This window comes from Photorhabdus australis DSM 17609 (assembly GCF_000711895.1).
Taxonomy (GTDB): domain Bacteria; phylum Pseudomonadota; class Gammaproteobacteria; order Enterobacterales; family Enterobacteriaceae; genus Photorhabdus; species Photorhabdus australis.
Window position 1 is genome coordinate 1 of sequence record NZ_JONO01000050.1, and the last position, 14744, is coordinate 14744.

A 14744-nucleotide genomic window follows, 5' to 3' on the forward strand; every position below is an offset into this window, starting at 1 on the left:
AATATTTATTCATGCTCAGAAAAACATGAAGACTCAAATCTTAAATGACGAAACAATCAATATTGAACATGACCGAATCCACCATATTAAGCACGATGCTCATTTACGTGTTGATAATGAATATCGCGTTCTGGCTAATAATGACATATCCGTTTCGTCCAGAAAAAAATTGCATGTCAAGGCCGATGATGCACTCTTCATGCTGGGAGAAAATGAAATTCACCTGAGTTCAGGAACTACCTTAGTTATTGATGCTGGTAGTGAATTAACTCTCCAAGCGGCGGGACATTTTATCAAAATTGATGCTGGTGGCATCACCAGTAGCTCAGGAATTAATTTCGGTAGTGGAACGCCGGGTATAGGTTCTGGTTGGGGTGGGAAATTGCCCGATATGTTACAAAAAGAGATGAAGCAGGCGAATGTAGATATTCCGGCACAAATACCGAAAATACCCAATAAGGGGCTGTGCATCAGTTGTTTGCTGAAAGCAGAACTGGAAGGAGCAACAATGGTTATCAGAGGACAATCATGATATTAGAATTAAATGAAAAATTAATGAACTATCAGAAAGAGCACCCTGAAACTCGGCTTTATGCTCTGGTAAATGGCTTGCAATATGAGTACTACTTTCAGGCAAAAATTAAATATATTGCCGGGGTAAATAATCCTTTATTCAGGTACTACCCTGATTCAAAAATTGCGTTTGCTGGCCCTTGGTTATTTGATATGGAATATGGACATCATTGGTATAATAAATTGTCAGAGTTAGAAGATACCTATCCTTCTGTATCGTGGATATTGACACCTTTATCATTAGATCAATTGACCCGACATCTATTGCCTTATTTAAATATCCAGTTGCCGACAAAACAGACGGCGCTTTTCCGTTTTTATGATCCTCGTGTTTTACATCGAATTCAGGAAATTTTCAATGATGAGCAGTTGGTAGAATTTACTCGCGGAATGACCAAATGGCTTTATCAGCATAATTCGATCTATTATTCGGTGTCGGGAGCAATGTTATGATTAAACTGACTCAGGGACAATTCGATAAAATTATTGAGTTAGAAAAACAAGAATTTGTTGAAAAAGTGGAAAAAGAGATCTTGGCTGAATACGCAAATTTAATCCCTTGTAATTCTCATCTCAGTAAACGATTAAAAGGTTCTTACGATTATTTATTAGCATTAAACTTTCAGGAAAAAAATACTATCCAATCTTATTTATATCTGGTGGCCTTTAATCCCGACTTTCAGAATGCTTCACCAATCAAGGATGTATTTGAATCTTCCGGTCAGAATCCAGAACAACAGTTTAAAGATTTCCTTCGTATTGCAAAAAATAGGATGAACAGGAGACATTGATATGCCAATACCCTTACTGGCCCCGGTTGCTGTAGGTGCTGCTGAATACGTTATTACTGCCTGCACCGGAGTATTAATTGTGGTTGGTGTAATGGAAGCAGGAAAAAAGAGTTCAGTAGAAGAAGATGACAACATTATTCGACATCAGAAAACGGATTTTGTAATAACCCCTGAAATCACAGATCAAGATCGCAATATCGTCTGGAGCGCAGAGGCCCACGCCGATTTTTGGGAAGATGATGATTTGGATGATGGTCCGGTTGATACCTCTGCGGTTCAAACCCAAACAGCGGCCAAAACGGAAGAATGTGAAAGTACGGAAAAGCAGAAAGCGTGCGAAGAATGTCTGGCTATTCCGGTGACAAGTGAAAAATATCGCAAGGTCAATCGCTGGAGCGCCATTACTATTAACTATCAGCGATTTATTGCCAAAACCCGGTATGACCCGGTGGCACAAATAATTCAGGAGTTTCAGTGTCTGAAAGTGACGTTTGATGGCTGGCAGCCTAAGCGTTGTTTATTTCTAGAGGCTAAGGCGCGGTATGACCAGTTTTTTGATAGTAAGGGAAAACCTAAAAGTTGGTGGAAGGGGGCAAAATCAGGGAAAAAACAGGCTGAGAGACACCAAGCAGTCTGTAATGCATTAGATAATATGCCTCATGTAGGATGGCATTTTTTACAACCCATAAGTTGTAAATATTTCAAGGCGCTATTTATTGAACATAAAAATATTAATGTTCATTACACCCCCTGTTCCGATTTAATGATAACAGTTTAATTCGAGGTAAATATGGCTATAATTCGTATAGAAATCAATGTGCGTTATGAACAACAGGAAACTATTACTGTAAATTCAGCGTTAATGGATTTGTATTTTATTACACGACAAATAGATATATTTTTTGAAAAGAAAAAAACATGGTACTTAACTGGTTACTCCCGAAAAGAGGCATTAAAACATGTTGTGTTTGATGAACAAGGTCCAACGGAAAAAATAGTGAGTTATTTTGAAAAATCTTATAAAAAAGATTTTCCGTCACTCATCGAAGATATGTGGGATGGAGAACAAGATGAGATAGCTAGTAGTATTAGTTATAATAAATTATCTACTAGAGGTCCTAACTGGGTCAAGTTAGAACTGAACCTAAAAATTGACAGCAACCAGCTTAATATTTCCCGGTTAGTTGAACTTGTCAAATATCTAGTGAACAGTCGTAATTTCCCCTATATTCAAGTTGAAACCAACGAATATACATTACAGAATAAACAGGTTTTCCCTGACCGTCTCAGTGTCGGCTGGATGCTTTATCAGCCTAAAATAATTGATCAATCCTGTCTTCCTATGGCAGAAGAAATACTTCCCGTTTATCAAAACGATCAGCAAATTGGCACATTAATCATCATCAAAAAAGGGATTTTTGATGGTGAAAATCAAGATGATATTGATAAATCCAATGATGTTGAAATTCAGTTGCTCAATCTGGGATTGCTGCCATTAATTACTGAGATTTAAAGGCAACGATATTATTTTCTAATGGTAAAACAATGGAGAACTTTAATGTCAAAGGCTGTTATCCTGCTGGGTGATACAACAGATCATAGTGGTAAAGTCATTACCGCCATTGACCAATATACTTACAACGGTATTTCCATTGCAGGTAAAGGGGATCAGGTCGAATGCCCCCAATGCAAAGGAGTTTTTCCTATTATTGAAGGTACTGACTCCCTGCAATATCAGGGAAAATCCATTGCACTTGAAGGAATGCAAACAGCATGCGGGGCAAGATTAATTGCCCGTCAGCATAACCTTACGCTTATAAGTTAATGAGAGTTTTATTCGCAATCTTTAAACCTCTGGTTTAAAGATTCATATTGCAAAAAATAAGATAAATAGCAGGAGTTAATATGCCTATACCCAATAGATTTCAAATTGCAGCGCGGCGGCAAGTGAGCGCATCCCCAGGATGCATAGATAACTATATTGCACTCTGCAATATTTAATGCAGATAAACCGGAAGGAAAATTGATTGCAGGCGGGATTATCCCACCTGCATGTTGCAATGAAAGTTACAGAGCCAGGAAGAATCCGGCAATGGTTGCACTCATCAGGTTAGATAATGTACCCGCTATAACAGCTTTCATACCCAGACGAGCAACATCTCCGCGACGGTTTGGCGCCATACCGCCCAAACCACCCAACAGAATAGCTACGGAAGAAAGGTTAGCAAAACCACACAACGCAAAAGAGATGATTGCTTTGGTGTGCCCTGACAGAACCTGCAAACCGGCAGCAGCAACCACATCATCCGGTTTCAAATAAGCACCAAAGTTCATAAAGGCAACGAATTCGTTCACAACCAGTTTTTGACCGATGAAAGAACCCGCAACTGTGGCTTCATTCCACGGAACACCAATCAGGTAAGCAATTGGCGCACAAATCCAACCCAGCACCAATTCAAGAGAAAGTTGTGGATAATCCCACCAGGCACCAATACCACCAAGAATACCATTCACCAATGCAATCAAGGCAACAAACGCCAATAACATCGCACCTACGTTCAGGGCTAATTGCATGCCAGCAGCGGCACCAGAAGCGGCTGCATCAATAATGTTAGCAGGGCGGTCCTCTTCAGCAACCAGTGACATCGCATCAACAGTATCACGGGTTTTTTCGGTTTCAGGCACTATCAGTTTAGCGAACAACAGACCACCTGGTGCCGCCATAAAGGACGCAGCAATCAAATAATCCAAAGGTACGTTCATTGATGCATAGCCAGCCAGTACCGAACCTGCAACGGATGCCAGGCCACCACACATAACCGCAAATAGCTCAGACTGGGTCATGGTCGCAATATAAGGGCGGACCACCAGTGGAGCCTCAGTTTGGCCCACGAAAATATTCGCTGTCGCAGATAAAGATTCGGTACGCGAAGTTCCGAGAACTTTTTGCAGACCACCGCCCAATATTTTAATAACGAGCTGCATGATCCCGATGTAGTACAGAACAGCAATCAATGAAGAGAAGAAAACAATAATAGGCAGTACGCGCAAGGCAAAAACAAAACCGCTACCGCCAAACAGTTCATACATTCTGGGAGAAACTAATCCACCAAAAATAAAGTCCATTCCTTTCTGACCATACTGGATAACACTGGAAACTCCCTCAGACATACCCATTAATATTACCTTACCGGCGGGAACGTAAAGTACAAAAGCGCCGATAGCGACCTGAATCAAAAAGGCACCAAGGACAGTACGGAGTTTAATAGCTCGATAGTTACTGGAAAAAAGTACTGCGATCAAGATCAGCACCACCATCCCGACCAGGCTCATAAAGAGTTGCATTGGAAGAATCCCTGTTCACTTAATAATAAATTAAATATGTCAGTTGAATGTAAATCGTTCACTGACGCTAAGTCGGCGCTGATTATACTCAGTCATCGGAATGAACCAGCAACCTACATCACAAATACCTACTGAAAAAAGCAATAAAAAAACAAAAAATGTGACAAACATCACACAAAATTACGAAAATAATCTGCAATGGGATAATCTAACCGATAAGAAGGCGAAATAACAAACAATTAAGAGATGATTATCAGGTAAGCGTAGTTAAAGTTTTATGATGTTTCACTCAACAATTTAACCCAAATAATTCCATACCATTATTATAGAGCTGGCGAGCAATTTCATCAGGGGATTCACGACGAAGCTCACATAACGAAGCAAAAACGCCGGTAATCCTTTCCGGTCGATTAGGTTCACCTTGAAACCCAGAAAGCGGCATATCTGGTGCATCTGTTTCCAAAACCAGAGACGTTAGAAGTAATTCAGCGGCTACACGGCGCGTTTTCTGTGCTCTTTCATATGTAATGGTCCCACCTACTCCTATGTAGTATCCCAAACGTACAAAAGCCTCTGCCTGAGATAAACTCCCGGCAAATCCGTGAACTACTCCGGTACGAGGAAGATTGATTTTTCTCAAGATCGCCGCCAGTTGATCATGACTTTTTCTAGAATGAAGCATAACCGGCAATTCATACTGTTTTGCTAACCATAATTGGGCACACAGTAATCTCTCCTGCTTTACAAACTGAGGTTCAGCCATATAAAGATCGAGGCCAATCTCTCCGACAGCCACCAATTTTTCATTTTTTTGCTTCAATAATTGTTCCAGATCTGCAAGATGTGATTCCTGATGTTCATTGATATAGAGAGGATGTAAACCCAGCCCGGCATAGATTTCTGAATAATTGCGCGCTAATTCAAATACCCGTTGCAAATTTTGCCTACTGACAGCAGGTACAATAATTTTATCCATGCCAACCTGCGCTGCCCGTTGCAAGCTCTGTCGTTCGTCATCACGAAATGGTGGAAAATCAAAATGGCAATGGGTATCAATGAACATGAAATTATCCGTTATTAATCTGCTGTTCTGGTGACTCGACTAACGTAGCTGATGGCTTAACCGAATCGTCACTTTTTACACTCTGGCGTAAAAAGTAACGGTTCAAATGATAATTTTTACGTTCAGCAATACCGAACTTATTATCAACAAACGCGTGACCGACTGTTGCCAGGAAATAGCGACCACAACGACGACCAAGATGATAATCCTTATTCAATGCTGGCAAACGGCTACCTAATGCGCTAGCAGTTAATGGAGCAGGCGGATAGATTTCAAAAATCTGCACATCATCAGGTGGATTCTCAATAAATTTTTGAGTGCGGTAGTAGCTTTTCGCATGTTGTTGTAACATCCGCACCATCTTTTGCAGGCTACTATCCCCCAACCAATGTTCCATCCGTTTCACCCAATCAGGCGTGTAATAGAGCTGGGAAGGAACTGTGCGGATCACCACTATGGTATCGGCTCCACGGCGATAAGCTTCTTCCACCGGAATAGCATCGCTGATACCACCATCATAATAAACAACGCCATTGATAGTGACACCATTGCGATAAAACCCAGGAATCGCACTGGATGCCTTAATCACTTGCAACCAATTTTTCTCATCAGGATGAAAATAGGTCGGTTCAAAATTATCTGCACGACACGCGCACATATAAAATTCACACCCAGCATCAAATTTGCGTAAAGCTGCCGGAATATCCAACGGAAGTTCTTTAGATGCCGTGTCTACAAACCAGTCTAAATCAACTAAGTGACCACCACGAACAAAACGCAGAGGATTAAAGAAAGCGGGATTTGTTGTATAGCGGCTGATAGCCCGCCGGGCATATCCACGTTGTCCACAGATATAAGCTGAAAGGTTCTGAGCTCCTGCCGAAGTACCCAGTAACAGGTCAAACGGGTTAAATTCAACACGCATAAATTCATCCAACACACCGGCTGTAAAAATACCGCGTTGCCCACCCCCTTCACAAACAAGCGCAATTTTTCCAAATTTAACAGGCGACTTATATTTATAGGATAATAGATCAATATTTCCCAAAGTTATCGGTATACGTTTCCCCACACAGCCCCCAAGAAAATAAATGACGGATAGAGAGCATAACTTGGGGAGTTATTATCCGTCATTATATTATGGTGCTAAGTAGTCAATATTTTGATAAAGAGACCCCTGGTGAGGGCGCATATCTTGTTAGTACAACTAAAATTTGTTGGATAGGAAACAACCACCCAAGACAAAGAAATATATTATTTTTTTATGGTTAAACCATTTTGAATAGATTTGACCCCTTTCACCTTAGAGATAACAGCTAAAATTTTCCTGGATTGTTCCTCACTTTTCACAAAACCAGAAATATAAACCACTCCTTTTTCTGTTTTTACAGAGATGTCATTGCTGCTGATACCCCTTTCTGCCAACAGCTTACTTTTAATTTTTGCAGTGGTCGCACTATCTCCCATGTAACCATCAACACTTTTCATTGAATCATCAATTTTTTGACCTGCACTGTCAAACACTTGTATCGATTTATTTTTAAAAGACTCTTCCGCCAGCACATTACCACTGACCAAGGCTGTACCTAAAACAATAGCTATCAACGAGTAAGTCAATTTAGCATTCTTCATTTTATACCTTCCTTCTGTCAGTCAGATTTCTGAATCTATAAAGCCATTCAAACTGTCTTTGTACAAAGTAATCTAAACGTAATCTAAACGTAATCTAAACGTAATCTAAACAAAATGACAATCTGTATTAGAATCAAAAACGGCTTATTACTTCTAACAGCTAAGCTAAATTGGAAAATAAAAACATCGATACAGTAAAGACCAAGAAATAATAACAGGAAAATAAAGCAAAATGCTATAAAATAAGACGAATATTGCCGACTAAATTATAAATTATTCTTGTGTTACATATATTTTTGTAAAGAAAAAGGCTAACCTATTGTTAGCCTTATAAATATTAATGTTCCCGTGTCTTCCGGAAATTAACATCAGGGTAACGTTCACCAGTAAGATTCAAATTGACCATGGTTGGTGCAATATAGGTCAAATTGTCACCACCATCGAGCGCCAGGTTCTGCTCATTCTTACGTTTAAACTCTTCCAATTTCTTCGCGTCATGACATTCAACCCAACGCGCAGTTGAAACGTTGACTGGTTCATATAAAGCTTCAACGTTGTATTCACTTTTTAGACGAGCAACAACAACATCAAACTGTAGAACACCCACAGCCCCCACAATTAAGTCGTTATTCATCAGGGGACGAAATACCTGCACAGCACCTTCTTCAGATAACTGAACCAACCCTTTCAATAATTGCTTCTGTTTCAGCGGATCGCGCAGACGAATACGACGGAATAATTCTGGCGCAAAGTTAGGGATACCCGTAAATTTCAGATCTTCCCCTTGGGTAAAAGTATCGCCAATCTGGATTGTGCCATGGTTATGCAAGCCGATAATATCGCCAGGATAAGCATGATCAACATGAGAGCGATCACCAGCCATAAATGTCAGCGCATCAGAAATGACGACATCTTTCTTAATTCTTACCTGATGCAACTTCATGCCTTTTTCATATTTACCTGACACCACACGCAAAAAAGCCACACGGTCACGGTGTTTAGGATCCATATTGGCCTGAATCTTAAAGATAAATCCGGTAAACTTATCTTCTTGAGCAGAAACTGCACGGGCATCGGTCTGACGAGGCATTGGTGCCGGCGCCCATTCAACCAAACCATCCAACATATGGTTAACACCAAAGTTACCCAATGCAGTACCGAAAAATACGGGTGTCAGTTCACCTTGCAAAAATGCCTGATGATCAAATTCGTGGGAAGCCCCTTGCACCAGTTCCAGTTCCTGACGCAATTGTTCAGCCAGATCTTCACCTATCGCAGCATCCAGTTCAGGATTATTTAGTCCCTTAATCGCGCGAACTTCCTGAATCGTATGCCCCTGTCCAGTCTGATATAGGTACGTTTCATCAAGATGAAGATGATAAACACCTTTAAAAGACTTACCACACCCAATCGGCCAGGTGATCGGGCAACAAGCAATATTCAATTCATTCTCCACTTCATCCATCAGTTCCATTGGATCACGGATATCGCGGTCAAGCTTGTTCATGAACGTTAGAATCGGGGTATCACGCAAACGGGTCACCTCCATCAATTTGCGTGTACGATCCTCAACCCCTTTTGCAGCATCAATAACCATCAAGCAACAATCAACAGCCGTTAATGTACGGTAAGTATCTTCGGAGAAATCTTCATGTCCTGGCGTATCAAGCAAGTTAACCAGACAATTCTGGTAAGGAAACTGCATCACCGAAGTAGTAATAGAAATACCACGTTGTTTTTCCATCTCCATCCAGTCAGATTTCGCGTGCTGATTCGAACCACGACCTTTCACCGTACCGGCTTTCTGAATCGCCTGTCCGAACAACAACACTTTCTCAGTGATAGTAGTCTTCCCTGCATCAGGGTGAGAAATGATTGCAAAAGTTCGCCGTTTAGCGACTTCTTGCTGAAAAGGGGAATTTGACATCTATAGAATCTTCTGCTTTGTATACGGGCTTGTACTCAACATCAGGCGCTATCCCCGATAGGAAAACAGTTTCCAAACCCATGGATGAATAAAAAATTGGCGCTCATTTTCGCTGAAATTGGGGCTATAAACAATCAATCAATTTCATTGCACCATTCAGAAAGTAACGGCAATGCCATAATAATGGCATCTTCTTTACCTGTTGCAGTAGGATAGTAATTCTTACGCACAGAAACTTGATTAAAGCCTGACTGTTCATACAAGCGGATAGCGGAGTAGTTTGATTGTCTTACCTCAAGCCATAAGGTATTCATTCCTTTGCCTGGTAGAATGGATATTAAATATTCTAGTAATGCTTTACCGTAACCTTTGCCTTGATAGTCGGGGTGAATAGCAATATTAAATAATGTGGCTTCATCTAATACCAATTGAGTGATAGCAAAGCCAATAAGTTGCTCATTAATGGCTATTTTATAATTCAAATACCGCTCCCCCTGATTACTGAAAAATGTTTTTTCATTCCACGGGAATGCATGACTGGCTTTCTCAACCAGAAAAGCAGACGGGAGATCAGCGGGAGTTAATAGAGAAATGTTGTTCATATTGAGAAATCTGCTGCCAAAGAGAACGTTTTGCCTGTCCATCACAATATAAATCATTTAATGCAGGGCTTCTCAAAGAAATTCCTTGCCATGATAGTGTAATATCCACGCCCAGCAGCCAACATGGGCACTTGACCTGTTCCGGTAACATCGCAACATTGTCCGATGTAATACAGTAAACAGAGGATTTATCCAACCCCATAGCTGTAAAAATATCTATTAATAATGAATTAGTTAAATCAATGTGGTCATTGGTAATAATCAACAGACGGGTGGCATCAGGTAGGTGAACAGCCAATTCACCTTGTAAAACCGCAGGGTTACGTAAGGTCCATTGGGTAATCCCCAATTGAGCTAATAACCTGTCGCGCCGGGTTACCATATCTATTCACCTGCTGTAAAAAATAACAGTAATATGTTATCAGAGGCCACTATCTGCGCCAATATTGGGTATTAGATTTATCATTCCCTGTACTTGAGCACAGAAGTATGAAGGAGCTTATAGACAAATGTCTGCGTTAACCCCCGCTAGTGAAGTTATTTTGCGTCACCGTGAGCAATTTTGCTCTCATCACCTGCTGTTCGCCGGTGATATTCAAGATACACTGGCAACCCAAATTGATGCTGCCAGTGTGCGAGTGCACACTAACCAATATCATCACTGGCAATCGCTGATCCGTACTCTGGGTGATAATGCCTGGTTCGGTCTGGTAGCCGAAAAAGCATTTACCCAAGGTTGTGACACCCTGATCTATTACTGGCCTAAAAGTAAGCAAGAAGCGCGCTTTCAATTACGCAGTTTGTTCTCTGTCTTGCCAAAAGGTATCAATATCTTCGTTGTCGGTGAAAACCGTAGCGGAGTACGTAGTGTAGACAAACTAATGGATGGCATGGCGACTTTCCAAAAAATCGACAGTGCCCGTCGTTGCAGCCTCTTCTACGGCCAGTTAGAGCATGAAGTGCAGTTCGAACAGGATAACTGGTGGAACAGTTATCAAGTGGAAAACGTCACAGTGAATACCTTACCAGGTGTATTTAGCCAGGATGAACTGGATGTCGGCAGCCGTTTGTTACTTTCTACCTTTAACAAACCTCTCTCCGGCAATTTACTGGATATCGCATGTGGTGCTGGTGTCCTGGCCGCCGTATTAGGTAAAAATAATCCTCAGTTAGCACTTACTCTGAGTGATGTTAATGCAGCGGCTATTGCCTCCAGTAAAGCCACTTTAAAAGCCAATAAACTGGAAGGTAAGGTTGTAGTCAGCAATGTTTATTCCAATATTGAAGATAAATTCGATTGGATTATCTCTAATCCCCCCTTCCATGAAGGATTGAAAACCAGTTTACTGGCAGCCGATGATCTGATCCGCCAAGCGCCCAGCCACCTCAAACCCGGAGGTAAGCTACGGATTGTTGCTAATGCCTTCCTGCCTTATCCCGATTTACTGGATAAAACTTTTGGCGCTCATGAAGTCATTGCGCAAACGGGGAAATTCAAAGTTTATCAGGCAATAAAAAGATCCTAACTTACCCATCCTGTCCTTAAATCCAAAGGACAGGTTATTTTTGATAACAACATAATATACCCTCTGGATTTCAAGATGGATCGCGACGGCAAGGGAACGCATCCCCAGGAGCATAGATAACTAGGTGACTGGGGTAAGTGAACGCAGCCAACAAAAAGGCAACTTGAAAGGTGACGGGTATAACGATGATGATTTTTACGGCAACCATGCAACGCTATAATAAATAATGATTGACGTAAGCTACAAAACCTCTAGAATTCGCCCCCGTACTATCGATCAAGGTTGATAGAGTCTGAATTTGCGAGGGTGGCGGAATTGGTAGACGCGCTAGCTTCAGGTGTTAGTGTCCTACGGACGTGGGGGTTCAAGTCCCCCCCTTCGCACCAAATCAGACAACAGCTGATGAGATTCAGTAACAGAAAATAACAGTACCTGCGAGGGTGGCGGAATTGGTAGACGCGCTAGCTTCAGGTGTTAGTGTCCTTACGGACGTGAGGGTTCAAGTCCCTCCTTTCGCACCAATCTGTTCGTTTTCCGTATCAATTCATTTCCTGTTCTTCCTTCTGTAAAGCATCAAAAGCAACCAAACCGATGTACTCCAGCCAGCAAAGCACATAACACAGCAAATCCTGATGGTATTAACAGGAAATGGCGTGACCTCTGATTCAGCAGCATCAATAAAGTTAGCAACATTGCGATTACTACACCAATTTTAAACTGCTCGATTCCCGGATTCACTATTATAAATAGCATTCCTGCCAGACCAGATAAACCCACTCCCCACAAGCTGGTCATGCCCTGCCAGAAAAGAGATCTTTGTCTTTCTTTAGCCCTTATCATAATTCGCACCAATACAAATGATAATGATTACCAATATCATATACAAAAAAGCACGAAGTACAAGCCAGTTAATCCCCTTTGATCAGATAGTAATTACACCAATTTATACGCAGTTTCTGTGTCGTTAACATTAATGACAGCATAACCCCAAAGCATTACCATCCATTTCATAAACTTAGTTTATAAAATGGATGGCAAATTATACGATATTACAAAACCCATTTATTCTGAATAAGAGACCTTTAATGAGAATAATTCACCAAAAACTGGAAATATTTCTGTCTTTAAACCTTTATTATATCGAGATGATATATTCAACATTTCCTCTTCTTCATCCTGTGCCAATTTAGGCCATTCCAAAGTGACTGTATTGAATCCCGGTTTAGTAAGAAAACCAGGAACTATTAGTTGACGATGAGACCACTCCGATGATGGCTCCATTTCTTCAAGCAATTCACCGTTAATTAAAATCCTAACTTTACTTTCTTCGATATATTTCTTAACTCTGCTGGTAACTGCCATATTTAAATCACGATTGCCAGTCGTGATCAGCGTAAACGATGATGTTGGCCACCATGATTTAAAATATGGAACACTTCTTCGCGTATTGACTTCAGGATCTACGGAAACTCTAATAACCGCACTAGCTCGCTCAATATATTGAGGTTCAGTCAAATCCACACCGTATTTAAGCTGGTCAATATAACTCTTTTGATAATATTCTTTCAACACATGACCATGACGACCGTACTTATTAAGTATTTCACAGATTGCGTCAATCGTTTGCGCATCTGCGCCTGGTGATGTTTGAGCCACGGGAAAATCAAGCGGAGAATTGACAAGTTCAAGTAGCTTTTGCCCTGCTCGACTTAGGCTAAATCCTGCTCCTTTCTCACAACTTCTGGCTTTAATATACAACTCCATAACATCCAATATTTCAGATGAGTATTGCACAGCTTTATCAAATAACTTAACAACTCGCCCTCTTTCCGCAGCTTCATCAATTGGTCGATTGATATGACTGTTGTATAAAGCAGTATAAAAATAAGAAACAGCTAAATCATATGAAGATACATTTAAATCAATGTCTTCTCTTGCCATTACCTCCCAGTTTACATCTGACTTATCTTTTCCATGATTAATTAGCCATTCTGCTACAGAAGACATCGCAACTTTGAAACCTTCCGGTGTCATATGGCAGTAATCAACAAAAAGTGAATCATCTAACAGACTCGTCCCCAAATACTTAAAGAAGTAATATTCTAAATTGATAATTTTGACTCCAACACTTTGTTGGAGAATACATTCTTTCACAAATGAAGGCGTATTGGGGAATGATGTGACAAGATCATACATTAACGCATAACTGCATTCCGCGTCTAAATATGGCTTAGCTTCTTCAGCGCGATTTAACGCAATTAAACTATTAGCCACAATACGGTTAGAAGTCGCCGCAGTACCGCCATCAATACCGATCATGATCAAACCCAATTCTAAAGCCTTAATATACTCCCCACTGATTATTGCTTGTGACGCACGGCGATATAATTCATACCACTCAGCAGTTTTGCCATTACCTAACCAATGAAGTGGCGTTTTCCGCTCCCAATCTGCGTAATTGGCTGCCGGTAAAGCAAAAATAAATTCAGTACCGCTTTCTTTGGATATTACATCTATTCTATTTATCAATATTTCTGCATTCTTTTCCAATTTTTCCTTATATTCAACTGCAATTCCATTAGGACCTGAATTTGCAAGTACATTAGCGTAATTTCTACGTCTTTCCAATGGTGGATTATGCTCAAATAACACATCTGAAAACCAGTTATTACCCGCAAGGATAACTACATAATCCGGTTGTAATTGTAAGCTTGCCTGACAAGTCTCCAATAGTCCCCCCGCATTCATGCAGCTTTTTGCAAGATCGATGACTTCCCATTCGATATCAGTATGCTGATTCAATAAATGCGATAATGTTTTGGCTGGCGTAGTATGAGGAGAGAAAAGCATGCCAAGCGCGACAGACTCACCGACAAGGCATACCCTTTTCACATTTTTTGCTTTATTCACCGTCAGTTGCTGTCGTGAACTTTCCCAAAAAATGGAGTCAGATTGCTCACGTCTGACAAAAGTAATTTCACCATCAATTTTCGCCGGATGCCATGTCCCGATAGCCGTATATCCATCAATATTTTCACTGCATGAAGGAATGTTATTAAAAAATTTAGCATCGTTATTATTTTGATCTTCACTCATTAAATAGATTTGAGCTAATCGCATCACTTCCAAAGCATCTTCTTTATTATCAAAAAGAAACGTTGCTAACTTTTCAGTATTGACGTTAGATTTATTCACATTATTTTCCTAAACACTTAAGTTTATGCCAAATAAAAGTATAAATAGCTTTATACCCAATAGATTTCAATTTGCAACGCAACGGTAAGT

At 40.6% G+C, this 14744-nt stretch carries 16 protein-coding genes and 2 tRNA genes; 9 read left to right on the forward strand and 9 right to left on the reverse strand.

Going from position 1 to position 14744, the window contains the following annotated elements:
* The 6 genes from BO26_RS24155 to BO26_RS14205 all read left to right on the forward strand — a co-directional run.
* Positions 1 to 532: bacteriophage T4 gp5 trimerisation domain-containing protein (locus BO26_RS24155; RefSeq protein ID WP_036772400.1), on the forward strand; the 532-nt coding region annotated here is incomplete at its 5' end.
* On the forward strand, positions 529 to 1026 hold the full coding sequence (locus BO26_RS14185; RefSeq protein WP_036772402.1) for a DUF4123 domain-containing protein: 498 nt from the start codon (positions 529 to 531) through the stop codon (positions 1024 to 1026). The genes BO26_RS24155 and BO26_RS14185, both read left to right, overlap by 4 nt.
* Positions 1023 to 1364: a hypothetical protein gene (locus BO26_RS14190; RefSeq protein ID WP_036772403.1), complete on the forward strand. Its 342-nt coding sequence runs from the start codon at positions 1023 to 1025 to the stop codon at positions 1362 to 1364. The genes BO26_RS14185 and BO26_RS14190 overlap by 4 nt, the downstream gene beginning before the upstream one ends.
* Position 1365: 1 nt before the next feature.
* Complete coding sequence (locus BO26_RS14195) at positions 1366 to 2142, forward strand: restriction endonuclease fold toxin 5 domain-containing protein (protein WP_036772404.1); 777 nt, start codon at positions 1366 to 1368, stop codon at positions 2140 to 2142.
* A 12-nt stretch (positions 2143 to 2154) separates the two neighbouring features.
* Positions 2155 to 2877 carry an Imm52 family immunity protein gene (locus tag BO26_RS14200; RefSeq protein WP_036772405.1) on the forward strand — a complete coding sequence of 241 codons (723 nt, stop codon included), beginning with the start codon at positions 2155 to 2157 and terminating at the stop codon, positions 2875 to 2877.
* 45 nt (positions 2878 to 2922) lie between these two features.
* Complete coding sequence (locus tag BO26_RS14205; RefSeq protein WP_036772407.1) at positions 2923 to 3189, forward strand: PAAR domain-containing protein; 267 nt, start codon at positions 2923 to 2925, stop codon at positions 3187 to 3189.
* Positions 3190 to 3431: 242 nt separating this feature from the next.
* On the opposite strand, the gene BO26_RS14210 is transcribed toward BO26_RS14205, so the two are convergent.
* From BO26_RS14210 to BO26_RS14240, 7 genes are all read right to left on the reverse strand, one after another.
* On the reverse strand, positions 3432 to 4697 hold the full coding sequence (locus tag BO26_RS14210) for a NupC/NupG family nucleoside CNT transporter (RefSeq protein WP_201771278.1): 1266 nt from the start codon (positions 4695 to 4697) through the stop codon (positions 3432 to 3434).
* 301 nt (positions 4698 to 4998) lie between these two features.
* Positions 4999 to 5772: a TatD family hydrolase gene (locus BO26_RS14215; RefSeq protein WP_036772412.1), complete on the reverse strand. Its 774-nt coding sequence runs from the start codon at positions 5770 to 5772 to the stop codon at positions 4999 to 5001.
* A gap of 4 nt (positions 5773 to 5776) precedes the next feature.
* Positions 5777 to 6844: a patatin-like phospholipase family protein gene (locus BO26_RS14220; protein ID WP_036772414.1), complete on the reverse strand. Its 1068-nt coding sequence runs from the start codon at positions 6842 to 6844 to the stop codon at positions 5777 to 5779.
* A gap of 182 nt (positions 6845 to 7026) precedes the next feature.
* Positions 7027 to 7404 (reverse strand): BON domain-containing protein, encoded by a 378-nt coding sequence (locus BO26_RS14225; protein ID WP_036772417.1) that lies wholly within the window; start codon positions 7402 to 7404, stop codon positions 7027 to 7029.
* Between the two features lie 337 nt (positions 7405 to 7741).
* Positions 7742 to 9331: a peptide chain release factor 3 gene (gene prfC, locus BO26_RS14230; protein ID WP_036772419.1), complete on the reverse strand. Its 1590-nt coding sequence runs from the start codon at positions 9329 to 9331 to the stop codon at positions 7742 to 7744.
* 134 nt (positions 9332 to 9465) lie between these two features.
* Entirely contained in the window at positions 9466 to 9933 is a 468-nt protein-coding gene (gene rimI / locus BO26_RS14235; protein WP_036772421.1) for a ribosomal protein S18-alanine N-acetyltransferase, read from the reverse strand.
* Entirely contained in the window at positions 9902 to 10315 is a 414-nt protein-coding gene (locus BO26_RS14240; RefSeq protein WP_036772423.1) for a DNA polymerase III subunit psi, read from the reverse strand. The genes rimI and BO26_RS14240 overlap by 32 nt, the downstream gene beginning before the upstream one ends.
* A 127-nt stretch (positions 10316 to 10442) precedes the next feature.
* Here BO26_RS14240 and rsmC point away from each other — a divergent pair, with 127 nt between their 5' ends.
* The 3 genes from rsmC to BO26_RS14255 all read left to right on the forward strand — a co-directional run bounded on the left by rsmC (position 10443) and on the right by BO26_RS14255 (position 11980).
* Positions 10443 to 11459: a 16S rRNA (guanine(1207)-N(2))-methyltransferase RsmC gene (gene rsmC, locus BO26_RS14245; RefSeq protein WP_036772426.1), complete on the forward strand. Its 1017-nt coding sequence runs from the start codon at positions 10443 to 10445 to the stop codon at positions 11457 to 11459.
* Between the two features lie 300 nt (positions 11460 to 11759).
* Positions 11760 to 11845, forward strand: a tRNA-Leu gene (locus tag BO26_RS14250).
* A gap of 48 nt (positions 11846 to 11893) precedes the next feature.
* Positions 11894 to 11980 (forward strand) — tRNA-Leu (locus tag BO26_RS14255).
* A gap of 52 nt (positions 11981 to 12032) precedes the next feature.
* Here the strand turns inward: BO26_RS14255 and BO26_RS14260 are convergent.
* Both BO26_RS14260 and BO26_RS14265 read right to left on the reverse strand, forming a co-directional pair.
* Positions 12033 to 12299 (reverse strand): DUF1435 family protein, encoded by a 267-nt coding sequence (locus BO26_RS14260; protein WP_036772427.1) that lies wholly within the window; start codon positions 12297 to 12299, stop codon positions 12033 to 12035.
* Positions 12300 to 12521: 222 nt separating this feature from the next.
* Positions 12522 to 14654, reverse strand: a complete 2133-nt coding sequence (locus BO26_RS14265; protein WP_036772428.1) for a hypothetical protein — start codon at positions 14652 to 14654, stop codon at positions 12522 to 12524.
* Positions 14655 to 14744 lie beyond the last annotated feature (90 nt).